Source organism: Rheinheimera gaetbuli (assembly GCF_054781935.1).
The window spans coordinates 189,073-202,422 of record NZ_BAAGTL010000024.1; the positions used below are offsets into that span (position 1 = coordinate 189,073).

13 protein-coding genes are annotated in these 13,350 nt (G+C 48.1%); 8 read left to right on the plus strand and 5 right to left on the minus strand.

Going from position 1 to position 13,350, the window contains the following annotated elements:
- Positions 1-2: 2 nt before the first annotated feature.
- Positions 3-1,073, minus strand: a complete 1,071-nt coding sequence (gene coxB, locus ACYVIC_RS14630; protein ID WP_460861300.1) for a cytochrome c oxidase subunit II — start codon at positions 1,071-1,073, stop codon at positions 3-5.
- 377 nt (positions 1,074-1,450) lie between these two features.
- Positions 1,451-2,077: a transcriptional repressor LexA gene (lexA, locus tag ACYVIC_RS14635; RefSeq protein WP_460861120.1), complete on the minus strand. Its 627-nt coding sequence runs from the start codon at positions 2,075-2,077 to the stop codon at positions 1,451-1,453.
- 137 nt (positions 2,078-2,214) lie between these two features.
- On the opposite strand from lexA, the gene plsB reads away from it, so the two are divergent.
- Complete coding sequence (gene plsB, locus ACYVIC_RS14640) at positions 2,215-4,656, plus strand: glycerol-3-phosphate 1-O-acyltransferase PlsB (protein WP_460861122.1); 2,442 nt, start codon at positions 2,215-2,217, stop codon at positions 4,654-4,656.
- On the opposite strand, the gene tesB is transcribed toward plsB, so the two are convergent.
- A complete protein-coding gene (gene tesB, locus ACYVIC_RS14645) occupies positions 4,653-5,522 on the minus strand; it encodes an acyl-CoA thioesterase II (RefSeq protein ID WP_460861123.1) in 870 nt (289 codons plus the stop codon). The genes plsB and tesB overlap by 4 nt on opposite strands.
- Positions 5,523-5,592: 70 nt before the next feature.
- Between tesB and ACYVIC_RS14650 the strand changes: the two genes are divergently transcribed.
- The gene (locus ACYVIC_RS14650; RefSeq protein ID WP_460861126.1) at positions 5,593-6,051 is read left to right on the plus strand and encodes an EVE domain-containing protein; all 459 of its coding nucleotides are present in this window, start codon (positions 5,593-5,595) and stop codon (positions 6,049-6,051) included.
- A gap of 54 nt (positions 6,052-6,105) precedes the next feature.
- Positions 6,106-6,336 (plus strand): hypothetical protein, encoded by a 231-nt coding sequence (locus tag ACYVIC_RS14655; RefSeq protein WP_460861128.1) that lies wholly within the window; start codon positions 6,106-6,108, stop codon positions 6,334-6,336.
- A gap of 34 nt (positions 6,337-6,370) precedes the next feature.
- Here ACYVIC_RS14655 and ACYVIC_RS14660 read toward each other — a convergent pair whose 3' ends face one another.
- On the minus strand, positions 6,371-6,856 hold the full coding sequence (locus ACYVIC_RS14660; protein ID WP_460861130.1) for a hypothetical protein: 486 nt from the start codon (positions 6,854-6,856) through the stop codon (positions 6,371-6,373).
- Positions 6,857-6,898: 42 nt separating this feature from the next.
- Positions 6,899-8,635 carry a DUF885 domain-containing protein gene (locus ACYVIC_RS14665; RefSeq protein ID WP_460861132.1) on the minus strand — a complete coding sequence of 579 codons (1,737 nt, stop codon included), beginning with the start codon at positions 8,633-8,635 and terminating at the stop codon, positions 6,899-6,901.
- Between the two features lie 288 nt (positions 8,636-8,923).
- Between ACYVIC_RS14665 and ACYVIC_RS14670 the strand changes: the two genes are divergently transcribed.
- From ACYVIC_RS14670 to tatA, 5 genes are all read left to right on the plus strand, one after another.
- Positions 8,924-9,949, plus strand: coding sequence for a GGDEF domain-containing protein (locus ACYVIC_RS14670; RefSeq protein ID WP_460861133.1), 1,026 nt, complete (start codon positions 8,924-8,926; stop codon positions 9,947-9,949).
- Between the two features lie 84 nt (positions 9,950-10,033).
- Positions 10,034-10,789 carry a bifunctional demethylmenaquinone methyltransferase/2-methoxy-6-polyprenyl-1,4-benzoquinol methylase UbiE gene (gene ubiE, locus ACYVIC_RS14675; RefSeq protein WP_460861134.1) on the plus strand — a complete coding sequence of 252 codons (756 nt, stop codon included), beginning with the start codon at positions 10,034-10,036 and terminating at the stop codon, positions 10,787-10,789.
- Entirely contained in the window at positions 10,789-11,397 is a 609-nt protein-coding gene (locus ACYVIC_RS14680; RefSeq protein ID WP_460861136.1) for a ubiquinone biosynthesis accessory factor UbiJ, read from the plus strand. The genes ubiE and ACYVIC_RS14680 overlap by 1 nt, the downstream gene beginning before the upstream one ends.
- Entirely contained in the window at positions 11,397-13,022 is a 1,626-nt protein-coding gene (ubiB, locus tag ACYVIC_RS14685) for a ubiquinone biosynthesis regulatory protein kinase UbiB (protein WP_460861137.1), read from the plus strand. Before ACYVIC_RS14680 ends, ubiB begins: the two co-directional genes overlap by 1 nt.
- Before the next feature lie 78 nt (positions 13,023-13,100).
- Positions 13,101-13,349, plus strand: a complete 249-nt coding sequence (gene tatA / locus ACYVIC_RS14690; RefSeq protein WP_460861138.1) for a twin-arginine translocase TatA/TatE family subunit — start codon at positions 13,101-13,103, stop codon at positions 13,347-13,349.
- The last annotated feature ends 1 nt before the right edge of the window (position 13,350 follow it).

The following is a 13,350-nucleotide window of genomic DNA, read 5'->3' on the forward strand; positions in this document are numbered from 1 at the left end:
GGTTATTCCCCTTTGCCTTGTGCTGCCGCATGCACATCTGCCGCCTGTATCAGTTCGCCGGTATTGTTGCCCCAGGCATTGCGCTCATAGGTAATAACTGCAGCCAGCTCTTTTAAACTCAGCTGTTTAGCATAAGCTTGCATCGAGGTTCCTGCTTTGCCGTTTAGCACAATATCTATATGAGCCGCTTTATCATTTAGCGCCATAGCACTGCCTTTCAATGCTGGAAAAATGCCGCCCAGGCCTTCACCGTTTGGTTGATGACAAGCCGCGCAGTGGGCGATATAGGTACGCTCACCTACACTCATCAACTCATCCATGCTCATATTCATTGCCAGCAACTCTTGCTCTTCTGCTTTGGCTTTGGCAATACGCTGTTGCTCAGCGTCAAGCCAGGCAGCATAGTCAGCCGGTGCTTTGGCAATAACCACGATCGGCATAAAAGCGTGGTCTTTTCCGCACAACTCAGCGCACTGACCTCGATAGACACCGGGTTGATCAACCCGGGTCCATGCTTCATTAATAAAGCCGGGATTGGCATCTTTTTTCACCGCAAATGCCGGCACCCACCATGAATGGATAACGTCATCAGATGTCATGAGAAAGCGCACTTTTTTTCCGGTAGGAATAACCAAAGGCCGGTCAACTTCCAGCAGGTAATTTTCACCTTTGGCAAATTTGTTGTTTATTTGCTCTTTTTGAGTGGCAAGCAGCGAGTAAAACTCGACATCATGGTTAAGGTACTTGTAATGCCATTTCCACTGCGAGCCGGTAACCAGCACAGTGACATCAGCTTCTGTCGTATCTTCCATTGCAATCAAAGTTTTGGTGGCCGGAATAGCCATGATAATCAGTATTACTACTGGTATTGCGGTCCAGAGTATTTCTACTTTGGTACTTTCATGAAATTGGGCTGGCTGCACCCCACGCGCTTTTCGGTGTCGAAATATGGACCAGAACATGATCCCAAACACCACTGCACCAATTACACAACAGATCCAGAAAATGGTCATGTGCAGATCGTAAACCTGCTGACTGATTTCCGTTACGCCTTGGGTCATATTCAAGGGCATATCCGTTGCATTAGCTGTTGCAGCTAAAAGCAGGGTTGGCAGCGACCAACGAAGACAACGCGTTTTCGTCACTGGACTTCTCCTCTGTCATTTTGCAAAGCAAACTGCAGAAACTAAGTACACAGTACTACACGGTTCTTACTCACCCACACCGAACCCATGTCTGAAGTTTCATCAGTTTATTATTGTTATTGTACTTAGGCTTCTGGGCTAGCGCTGAAGCCGGAACTGACCTTATTGTTATTATTTAATCAGTTTCAGCTTAAGAATTATCCAAATCTGGCTCAGTGTAAACCCCTAAATAACAAAAGCGCCGGCAAACCTCAGTGGTCATACCAGCGCTTTTAGGTAAATTAACTTATTGAGCTAAGTACAAATTACAACCAACTTCCATTGCGAATAACGCCTACAGCCAAACCTTCAATAGCGAAGTACTGTGCGCGTAAATCAACTTTAATCACATTAAAATCTTTATTTTCACTTTGCAGCAATACCGTATTCCCCTCACGTTGAAAACGTTTAACGGTAACATCATCACCTACCCGAGCCACTATTACTTGCCCAGGCTGGGCAATATTAGTTTTATGCACGGCCAGTAAATCACCATCTAAAATGCCGATATCCTGCATACTCATCCCCTGCACCCGCAGCAAAAAATCTGCATGCGGTTTAAACAAGCTAGCATCAACTTTATAGTGGTCCTGCACGTGCTCTGCCGCCAGGATAGGTTGCCCGGCGGCTACCTTGCCAATCAGAGGCAAACCTGTTTCTTCTGCTGCATCATTCTGAGCGCTGTCCATCAAACGGATACCACGTGACGTGCCGGGCATCATTTCAATAACACCTTTTTTTGCCAGCGCTTTTAAATGTTCTTCTGCAGCATTAGCCGATTTAAAGCCAAGTTGCTGGGCGATTTCTGCCCGCGTGGGAGGCATACCTGTGTCTTGCTGATAATCTTTTATTAATTGCAGGATCTCTGCTTGCCGTGGCGTTAGAGGTCTCATAGTGCTGTTTACCTGTACAGTGAATACTGTGAGTATATACAGGTGCACTGTAATTGCAAGTTTCTGTAGCGACGGACGTTTTTCCGTACCAGCCGGGCATGTTATGCTAGCCAACTTTTACATTTGGAAGAAGAGCAATGTTTCGGTCGGTAAAATTGTTTGCAGCCCTGTTAAAATGGCCCATGTGGCCGCTGCTGAAGTACAAAATCGTTCCCGAGCAACCCATTTCCGATCTAGCACTGGATCAAGCCAGGCCGCTTTTTTACATCTGCACTACCGAGTCAGCAGCCGATCTGGCGGCAATCAGGCACATTTGTGCTGAACTTGCATTGCCCGATCCTGCCGGTAACGTCACGCTAAACGGTACTGAGCATCCACGTACTTTGTTTTTAGAAAAGCCACACACACTACTACTTAAGCGCGGTAAAACCACAGCCCTTGCCCAGGGCCAGGCACTATTGCATGCTCATTTGACTAATCCGGAACTGAATGCCCAGCTGGTGCCGTTGGCGTTGCTATGGGGACGGGCACCGGGCAAAGAAAATAGCATCAAGTGGCTATTGGGCGAGGCGCATGCGCCAAATTGGCTGGCAAAATTATTAATTGTGTTGATTTCAGGCCGTCACACGCTGGTTCGCTTTAGTCGGGCTGTGTCCTTGCAGCAGATGTCCGCTCAGTTTGGCGCAGAGCAAGATACCGCACATAAACTGTTGCGTATGTCACGCTTTCATTTTTACCGACAGCGTCTGGCTGCAACCGGCCCGAAACTGGTCAATCGCGCCCAGTTATTTAATGCGCTGTTAGCCGCACCCGCGCTGAAAAAAGCCGTTGACGATGAAGCGCGCAGCAAAAAAATATCCTCTAGCTCAGCACGGGCGGAAGCGCGCAAATTATTGCTTGAAATTGCAGCAGATTACCGTGCATCCACACTGCGGGTTGGTGATCGCGTGTTACGCTGGCTCTGGCACAAGCTGTACACCGGTATCAATGTTAACAACGCTGACATGCTGCGCGACCTGGCACAAAAGGGCCATGAAATCGTCTATGTCCCCTGCCATCGTAGCCATATGGACTATCTGTTGTTGAGCTATGTTATTTACCAACAAGGTTTAGTACCGCCACATATAGCCGCCGGCATAAACTTGAATTTCTGGCCAGCTGGGCCAATTTTCCGCCGTGGCGGAGCGTTTTTTATCCGCCGCAGTTTTAGTGGTAATAAGCTGTACTCGGCAGTTTTTCGCGAATACCTGTGTCAATTGTTTGCAAAAGGCTATTCGATAAAATATTACACCGAGGGAGGCCGCAGCCGCACTGGCCGCTTGTTGCAGCCCAAAACCGGCATGCTGGCAATGACACTGCAATCCATGTTGCGCGGTATAGAGCGCCCGGTAACGCTGGTGCCGGTATACTTGGGCTATGAGCACGTAATGGAAGTAAATACTTACCTGCGCGAATTGAAAGGCTCTGGCAAACAGAAAGAATCCATCTGGGGTGTGCTGAAAGCTATACGCAACCTGCGCAATTATGGCTATGGATTTGTTAATTTTGGCCAGCCATTGACACTTAACAACTATTTGAATCAACGGGTTCCTGACTGGAAACAGGACATTGACCCAGTAGAGGCAGCAAAACCACAATGGCTGAACCCGGTAGTTGCTGAACTTGCTCAGCAGATGATGCAACGCATTAACCAGGCGGCAGCATTAAACAGCATTAACCTGATTGCGCTATGTTTGCTGGCAACCGAAAAGCATGTGTTAACCCGGAACGAGTTGACACAGCAAATCGACTTCTACCTGAATTTGCAACGAACTGCACCTTACAACAGCGAGGTTACATTGCCGCCAGAAAACGCCGACGAGCTGATTGACCATGCGTTGAAGCTGCAAAAGGTCAGCCAGCAAAACGATAGTTTTGGTCAGTTAATTCAGCTCAGTGACGATAACGCTATTTTACTTAGTTACTATCGCAACAATGTACTGCATTTGTTTATGCTACCCGCAATTATTGCCAGCGCTATTTTGCATCAGCGTGATGTTAGCGAAAATCAGCTAAATACCATGGTGCAGCAGCTATACCCTTTGTTGCAACAAGAGCTATTTTTAAATGTCACTGATGTTGAGCGCTATTGTGCGGCTGTGCTCCAGCATTTACTCGACAGCGGCATGGCTGAGTTGCACGGCAACAAATACCGTGCACCGGCACAGCATAGCCAGGGTTACTTTATGCTAAACCTGCTGGCACACAACGCTGAGCATACGTTGCAGCGCTATGCGATGGTATTGCAACTTGTGGAAAGTCAGGGACCTCAAAGCCGGGCCGGGCTGGAGAAGCATAGCCATGAGCTGGCCCAGCGTCTATTGCAACTGCATGGTATCAACGCACCGGAATACTATGACAAACAGCTGTTTAGCACCCTGCTCAATGCGTTAAAAGACTGCGGCTACACCCAAACAGATGAGCTAAGCCGTGTTAACAGCACAACAGCGTTAAGCCACCTTAACGACACTGTCAGTCAGCTGTTGCGCAACGATGTACTTCAGAGCATTCAAAGCATTTTACCCGCCAGCACGCCTTAGCGGCTGGTAGGGTAGGCTCTGATAACCCCCTCCTGTATGGTCGACGCCACCAGTTTGCCATCGCGATTATAAAATTGGCCGCGAACCAGACCTCTGCCACCAGAGGCACTGGGGCTATCTACCGCATACAGCAACCAATCATCGAAGCGAAAATCCTGATGAAACCACATAGCGTGATCTATGGTGGCAACCTGCATATTTGGCGCCATAAAAGACTTACCATGCGGCTGCAACGCGGTTGGCAGGAAATTAAAATCAGATGCATAGGCCAACAGGTATTTATGCACCCGCAAATCATCTGGCATGGCGCCGTTAGCTTTAAACCAAACATAACGCTTGGCGGCACTCACTTGTGGCTTAAACGGGTTTTGAAAATCTACCGGGCGCATTTCAATGGGCTTTTCACAAATAAACTTGCTGCGCAAACTTTCCGGTATCAGCTCAGCATGTTGCTGATAAAACTCTAAATCCGATACTAATTGCTCGGGTCCTGGCACCTGCGGCATTACATCCTGATGTTCAAAGCCGCTTTCTTCGGCCTGAAACGAAGCCGTCATGTAAAAAATTGGCTTGCCGTATTGGATAGCACTAACCCGCCGGGTGCTGAAGCTTTTACCATCCCGGATATTTTCTACCTCATAGACGATTGGTTTAGCTGCATCGCCCGGACGCAAAAAATAGGAGTGAAATGAATGCACCTTGCGGTCTTCAGCGATAGTTTCTTTGGCTGCGGATAACGCCTGCCCCATCACCTGGCCACCAAACACCGCCTTAAAGCCTAAATCCTGGCTTGGTCCGCGGTACAAACCTTGCTCTATGGTTTCCAGTTTAAGCAAACCCAGCAAATTCTTCAGTACCTGACTCATCGCTACCTCTCCTATTACATCGGCAGAATATCTCGTGCTATTCTGCCGCAAAGCACGGAGATCAGCAAAGATGGCGTATTGGTTATTTAAAACAGAACCGACCGAATGCAGTATAGATGACTTTGCCAATACACCCGACACAGCCATTGTGTGGGAGGGCGTACGCAATTACCAGGCGCGAAATATGCTACGCGATAACGTCGCCGTCGGTGATCGGGTGTTTATTTATCATTCCAGTTGCAAACTGATCGGAGTAGCAGGGATTGCTCGCGTAGTTCGCCAAGCCTATGCTGATCCCAGCCAATTTGACGTTGCAAGTGCTTATTTTGACGCCAAATCTACTGTAGTGAAACCGCGATGGATTGCCGTAGACCTAATATTTGAGAGCAAACTGCCTGCTGTTATCCCGCTGGACAAACTTAAAAGCTCAGCTAAGCTCAATGAGCTGCCTTTAGTACAAAGGGGCAGCAGGCTGTCTGTTATGCCGGTTACACCCGAGCAGTGGCAAACGATATTGCAGCTAAGTTAAGCCGCAAACCCGATTGCACCTGAAACCTGTTATCCCTGATGGTTGGAGCCTGTTATGAACGATGAAAGGCGCCAGATGGATAAGGATATACATTTTTTCTGGGACGATCTTAATCTGGCACAGAAATTCTCTGTCGCTGAGTTGCAACGTTTTGGTTATGACTTGCTGTTTGTACGCCACCAAGCCAATGGCAGTATGGCGGTGTTATCTGCCGGCGCCAAGTTGGCAGCTATTGATATTGAAGGGCAGATAAATACCGAGCCCGAAGTAATGCTAAGGCACTAATTCACCAATACACGGCACACAGGCAATGGCGGGGCTAACCCGCTTTTGCCTGGGTTTCCTCTTGCGCCAAAGCCACTACCACTGAACACAACTGCAAATGCGACATTACACTGTTGTTCTGCCATAGTGATGTCAATCTGCTATGGCGCTTCATCATTAGTTCCATATGAGCGCCATCCGGTAAGCGTTGTGTCTGGCTTTTTATTACCTGTTGCGGCGTTACTGCCTTACTGCAGCATTCTTTTACCAGTAATGGCAAGCTTTGCACCAGTAACTGACACATTTTCAGTTCTACAGCACTCAGCACAGATGCGGCGGGAACCTGCTGTAACTGCTGTTGCAGAGCTGCTTTTTGTTGCTCGGCCAACTGATAAGCGGCCTGTTGTAACTTGAGCAGCTCCTGTTCCCGTGCTGTAGCCTGCTGCTTCAACCTTTTATTCGCTTTATCCAACAAGTCCATTTGCCACAATATATACAGCAGCACAACAACTAACACACCGATAAAAACTGCCCACACCATGCTAAATTCCTGTTAACCGTGCAATACCAGCGACATACCCAATTACTGCTGTTTTTGTATTATGTAGTTGCGCACCTGCTGTTCCAGCACAGCCAAGGGCACACTACCATTGCCCAATACGACATCATGAAAATCACGAATGTTAAAACGCTCGCCCAGTGCTTGTTCAGCTTCTAGCCGCAGGCGTTTTATCGTAATTTCGCCCAGCTTGTACGACAAAGCCTGACCGGGCCAACTGATGTAGCGGTCAATTTCAGTAGTCACATTATGCATCGACAGCGCCGTATTCGCCGCAAGAAAATCTATTGCCTGCTGCCGACTCCAACCCATGCTATGCATACCGGTATCAACCACTAATCTGGCGGCACGCCACATTTCATAGGTTAAACGGCCAAAGTTATTATACGGGTCCTGATAAAAACCCATCTCCAGCCCCAGATATTCTGCATACAAGCCCCAGCCCTCACCAAACGCCGAGGTGTAAAAACTGCGACGATAATCCGGTAGCGTGGCTTGCTCGCGCGCCAAAGCAACTTGTAAATGATGGCCAGGCACAGCTTCGTGCAGCGTCAATGCTTCCATTTCATATAATGGGCGCCGATCCAGCCGGTACGTGTTTACCCAGTAAAAACCAGCCTGATCGTCACGTGACGGACCAGAGTAACGCCCCGTAGTATATTTAGGCGCTATCTCTGCCGGCACCGGCACGACGCCATAAGGTGTACGAGGCAAAGTTTTAAACAGTTTTGGCAACTGCGCATCAGCTTTTTTCGATAAATACGCAGCATAACGCATCAATTCGTCCGGCGTCCTGGCATAAAATTGTGCATCGCTGCGTAAAAACTGGACAAAATCGGCGAAGCTACCGCTAAAACCCAACGTATCAATCACCGCCTGCATCTCAGCACGGATACGTTTTACTTCGTCAAGCCCCAGTTGATGTACTTGCTGTGGTGTCATCTGCAACGTGGTGTAATGCTGCAACCGGTTTTGATAATACGCCGCACCATTTGGCAACTCGCTGGCCGCGATGGTGTCGCGGGCACCTGGCAGATACTTCTCAACAAAAAACTGGTAGTACGCCTGATATGCCGGATTTACCGCCTTGACGATCTGCTGCTGTGCCCGCTCGGTTAAACTCTGCCAGTCCGCATCATTGATAAAAGCAGGCTGTTGTTTAAATGGCCGGTAAAATACGCTCTGGCTGGGCTGTTCGACAATATAGGAGCTGATGCTTTGCTCGTATCCCTGCAACATAGCTTTGGGTTGTGTCATGCCCATGGCCAGGCCTCGCGTCATCCAGTCTATTTGCTGTTGTACAAAGCGTGGCATATCCGCAAGTTTACTCAGGTAGTTGTTGTAGCTCTCAAGCGTATTAAAGCGACTGTATTGCGGCAAAAAGCCCAGGCTGGTGTGAAATCCTGATTCTGACGTCAGCGGCATCAGGTGAGCATTAAAACGATACTCGTCAATCTCGTTGGCTAACCGGTAACTCAAAATGGCATGGTTTATCTGATTTTGTTCAGATAGCTGGTTAACAGACACCTGCTGTAACCGCACTTGCCATGCCAAACGTTGCTGCTGCCGCTGCTGCATAGCCTGCGGTGATATGTCATGTAGTGCCGCAGCAGGCGCTTCATTTAATTGTTGCTCTGCCAGCCAAAGCTGCCGGGCAAGTTTAGTAAAGCTGTCATCTTCGCCACGCATACTGGCAGCGCAGCCGTTTAGCAAAAGCGCAATTAACAGCAAAGGTACTTTAAGGCCGGTGGTTCGTTTCATTTTATTTGTTCCCACGGTTCATGTCATAGCGATTGTAGCGACTTTAATGACAGAAAACAGCGTACTTAACCCATAACTTTTGCGGTTAAACTTAATTAGACATGCTTATTAGCAACGCCAGCCGGGAAAAGCACAGCAAACTGCTGAATTTTCCAACAGCATGATCTGTACTGAAAAAACAGCTGTTGCCAGCCTAAAATATTCGCGTACTATGACTGCCGTATTATGCAGGTTAACTTCAGGCTGCGATAGCATGACAAGGCAGCAAGCGGAGTAAGATGTGACCTTATGAAGTACCAGGATTCACTACAACAGGCAAGTGAAAAAGCCGCTCAGGTGAAGGCGTTTTTACAACATGCCGGCTTAGCTGCTCATCCGGTAAATTACGCGGTTTGCTATGACTACATCAGCGGCTATAATGCTGAGCTTTGCCATGTTATTGAGCAAAAACTGGCTGCCAGAGCGCTGCTTGACGATTTTGTTATGGCAGATTTGTATAGCCGTTTTTTAGCGCCTGCCAACAAACAACAAGAACAACTGCTCAATGACGCATCCAGCATGGTCAGCCGGATAGCTGCATACAGCGATGTTGCAGCAGAACAGGTTGATGAGTACCTGCAACAGCTAGATGTCGGTATTTATCAGCTACAACAGATATCCGGTGTACAACACTCATTGCCGCTATTAAACCAGCTACACCAGCAAACTACTGAATTCCGTCACAGCCAACAGCAACTAAAGCAGCAGCTCCTGCTGGCACATCAACAAAGCCATCAGTTACGCCAGGAGTTAGACCAGGTAAAACAGCAGCGCCTGCTTGACCCACTTACCGGGCTGTATAACAGATTTGCTATGCAAAACCAGATTGATCTATGGTTCAGCGAGCAACCCAGCCGTCGCATTGCAGCCATCGCCATTAATTTGGATCACTTTAGCCGGTTTAACCAGCAATATGGCGCCACTATCGGAGATGTAATTTTATCGAAAGTCGCGCGTAAAATAAGTAGTTATGTCCAAAGTAGCGGTTTACCCGTGCGCAGCGGTGGTGAAGAATTTTTAATCCTGTTACCTGATGTTGACTTGCGCAGCGCCAGTGAAATCGCCGAACAAGTGCGTCGCGGTGTTGAAAAGCTCCGCTTCGTATCTTCACGCAATAAAACCACCTTACCAAAAATTACCATATCGCTGGGTGTATCCTTGTTTCAACATCGCGAAAACTGGTATCAATTTTTGGGCCGCACAGCACAGGTACTGCAGCTGGCAAAGCAACGTGGCCGCAATCAGGTCGCCAGCGAAGCAATGTTGTCAGCCTGAACAGTATAAAAGCAACGAGATAAGTTGGCGGAGACAGCGTAATCTTTTACACTAGCCGCATTAGTCCGCCAACAGGCCTGCAGTATGAACGACCAGAACAGCAATACTACCCACTTCGGCTTTAAAACCGTTGCCGCTGATGAAAAAGTGTCGATGGTTGCCGATGTATTCCATTCCGTTGCCGCAAAATACGACCTGATGAATGATCTGATGTCATTGGGTATACACCGGCTTTGGAAACGCTTTACTATCGACTGTAGCGGTGTGCGCCCAGGCCAGCAGGTACTTGATCTGGCAGGTGGTACAGGTGATATCACCGCATTGTTTTCCAAGCGGGTTGGACCAAACGGCAAAGTGGTGCTGGCCGATATCAATGCCTCGATGCTAAACGTTGGTCGCGATAAACTGCGTGATCTGGGCCTTGTGAGTAATATTGAGTATGTCCAGGCCAACGCTGAAGCCCTGCCCTTTGCCGACGCCAGTTTTGATATTGTCAGTATTGGCTTTGGTTTGCGCAATGTGACTGATAAAGATGCCGCCCTACGTTCAATTTTTCGGGTGTTAAAACCAGGAGGCCGTTTGCTGGTACTGGAATTCTCTAAACCGGAGCAACAATGGCTGAGTAAAGTATACGACCTGTATTCCTTCAAACTATTGCCGGCAATGGGCCAGTTAATAGCCAACGATAAAGACAGTTATCAGTATCTTGCCGAATCTATTCGTATGCATCCGGATCAGGACACATTAAAAGTTATGATGGAAGATGCTGGCTTTGCCGAGGTCAGCTATCATAACCTAACTGGTGGTATCGTTGCGTTACATCGCGGATATAAATTCTGATGTTACCGCTGCTACCTCAGTTGGTTTGTGCGATGGCGGAAAAGATAAGCAGCCGACTCATCGCGATGGATCCTGCAGCAGCGAACGGTTTAGCGCGCTTACACGGTCGGCAGCTGGCATTTAGCTTAAAAGAGTGGCCCACCACCTTAGTGTTGAGCGCCAGTACAGACGGCATTTTATTTAATCAGCATGAAGAACCCGTTGATTGCCGGATTAAAACCGATCTTGCCAGCCTGCGGCTGTTACGTGATCCAAGCCAGTTAACACGGTTAATTAAAACAGACGCGCTACAGATTGATGGCGACATTCAGGTTGCACAACAATATAGTTATTTTTTTCAACATCTTAGCCCCGACTGGCAGCAGAGCTTATCTGGCTATGTCGGTGATGCTGTGGCACACAAAATTTCGCTAAGTCTGTCACAGCTGCAACGCTATATCAGCAAGCGCATTAGCTTGTTACAACAAACCGGCACTGAGCTGGCACAAGACGAATTGCAGCTAACACCCACGCCAACAGAAATGGCACAGTTTAGTGACGCAGTAAGCCAGCTAGCTGCCAGAGTAGAATTACTGCAGCAACACATAGCTAAAAGCCGGGAGCACTAGTGCGGATCAGTCGTTTTTATCACATTCAGAAAACTCTGCTGCAATTCGGACTTGACGAACTCATCCCGCGACAGTGGCAGCCCTGGTATGCCAGGTTAGCCAGACGCAGTTTTTTTTGGTTACGCAACCGTCATCCAGACCAGCCTGTTGGTGTGCGTTTGCGCCTTGCGCTGCAAAGTCTGGGGCCGGTCTGGATTAAGTTTGGCCAGATGCTGTCAACCAGACGGGATCTATTTCCTCCACAACTGGCCGACGAGCTGGCCAAATTACAAGACAAAGTGCCACCATTTGATGGCGCACTGGCACAAAAACTAATAGAGCATGCATTAGAGCTCGACAATATTGAGCAACTGTTTGACGGCTTTGATACCGTGCCGCTAGCCTCAGCATCAATTGCTCAGGTGCATACCGCGCGCTTGCGTCTTGTAGAAGGCCAATTGGCCGATGTCGTTATAAAAGTAATACGCCCTGATATCCGTAAGCAAATTCTGGCTGACCTGGCACTAATGGATACACTGGCAGATGCTGCCGCCCGCTTTTTGCCAGACGGCAAAAGACTGCGGCCACGCGAAGTCGTACAAGAGTATCGGAAAACCATACTCGACGAACTGGATCTCCAGCGCGAGGCAGCCAATGCCATCCAATTAAGACGCAACTTTGACGGTTCGGACTCGTTATACATTCCATTTGTTTACAGTGACTACAGCCGCACTAATGTCATGGTAATGGAGCGTATTTACGGTATACCGGTATCTGATATTTCTGCACTACAGGCACAGGGTACGGATATGGAACTGCTGGCAAAACGCGGTGTTGAGGTTTTTTTTACTCAGGTGTTTCGCGACAGCTTCTTCCATGCCGACATGCACCCCGGCAATATTTTTGTCAGCCGCGAAACACCTGATAACCCAAAATATATTGGTATAGACTGCGGTATTGTTGGCACCCTGAATGCCGAAGATAAGCGTTATCTGGCAGAAAACTTCGTTGCCTTTTTTAACCGCGATTATAAAAAAGTGGCTCAGCTGCACGTCGACTCAGGCTGGGTGCCGGCACATACCAAGGTTGAAGAGTTTGAAAGCGCTATCCGCACTGTATGTGAGCCAATTTTTCAAAAACCGCTGGCCGAGATTTCTTTTGGCCATGTATTGCTGAACCTGTTTAATACCGCACGACGCTTCGACATGCAGGTACAGCCACAATTAGTGCTGCTACAAAAAACCCTGCTGTATATTGAAGGCTTAGGCCGTCAGCTTTATCCTCAGCTGGATTTATGGAAAACAGCTAAACCCTTTTTAGAAAACTGGGTCAAACAACAAGTAGGCTTACCTGCGGTATGGCGGCAGATTAAAGATAATTTGCCATTCTGGGCCGAAAAGCTGCCACAAATGCCTAACCTGCTGCACCAATACCTGGAGCAAGGGCCGAGGCAGCAACGACAGTTATTACAACTGCTTACGCAGCTGCAGCAACAGCAGGTCAAGAGCAGAGTACAAATAGTTGCGGCAACCTTTGCTGCAGCCAGCCTTATTAGTGCTAGTATAGTGTTCTTTCAGGGTAGTATGCTGCTGGCTGCAATGTTAGTCGCTGGCAGTATCGGCTTTGCGATCAAAGCGTTAAATTAGGCGATCATAACGTTGTCATACTAGCGCCATATACTGGCAGTGACATCTGGTTAATTTTATCGTCGATGAGGATCTAACATGTTTGGCAATATCAGTATCTGGCAATTACTTATCGTACTGGCCATTATAGTATTACTTTTTGGTACGAAGAAACTGCGTGGCATAGGTTCAGATTTAGGCTCTGCCGTGCGTGGTTTTCGCAACTCAATAAAAGATGAACCGGAGCAAGATAACGAAGACTCCGCCACAGTACAATTGTCAGACAAAGCAAAGGCAGATACCGCAAAAACCTCTGCCACTGAAACAGCACCAAAAGATAAAGTGTAAG

Bases quoted from the DNA above. Each gene is read 5' to 3' on its own strand.
- coxB (WP_460861300.1), bottom strand. From the start codon at position 1,073: ATGCCCTTGAATATGACCCAAGGCGTAACGGAAATCAGTCAGCAGGTT.
- lexA (WP_460861120.1), bottom strand. From the start codon at position 2,077: ATGAGACCTCTAACGCCACGGCAAGCAGAGATCCTGCAATTAATAAAA.
- plsB (WP_460861122.1), top strand. From the start codon at position 2,215: ATGTTTCGGTCGGTAAAATTGTTTGCAGCCCTGTTAAAATGGCCCATG.
- tesB (WP_460861123.1), bottom strand. From the start codon at position 5,522: ATGAGTCAGGTACTGAAGAATTTGCTGGGTTTGCTTAAACTGGAAACC.
- ACYVIC_RS14650 (WP_460861126.1), top strand. From the start codon at position 5,593: ATGGCGTATTGGTTATTTAAAACAGAACCGACCGAATGCAGTATAGAT.
- ACYVIC_RS14655 (WP_460861128.1), top strand. From the start codon at position 6,106: ATGAACGATGAAAGGCGCCAGATGGATAAGGATATACATTTTTTCTGG.
- ACYVIC_RS14660 (WP_460861130.1), bottom strand. From the start codon at position 6,856: ATGGTGTGGGCAGTTTTTATCGGTGTGTTAGTTGTTGTGCTGCTGTAT.
- ACYVIC_RS14665 (WP_460861132.1), bottom strand. From the start codon at position 8,635: ATGAAACGAACCACCGGCCTTAAAGTACCTTTGCTGTTAATTGCGCTT.
- ACYVIC_RS14670 (WP_460861133.1), top strand. From the start codon at position 8,924: ATGAAGTACCAGGATTCACTACAACAGGCAAGTGAAAAAGCCGCTCAG.
- ubiE (WP_460861134.1), top strand. From the start codon at position 10,034: ATGAACGACCAGAACAGCAATACTACCCACTTCGGCTTTAAAACCGTT.
- ACYVIC_RS14680 (WP_460861136.1), top strand. From the start codon at position 10,789: ATGTTACCGCTGCTACCTCAGTTGGTTTGTGCGATGGCGGAAAAGATA.
- tatA (WP_460861138.1), top strand. From the start codon at position 13,101: ATGTTTGGCAATATCAGTATCTGGCAATTACTTATCGTACTGGCCATT.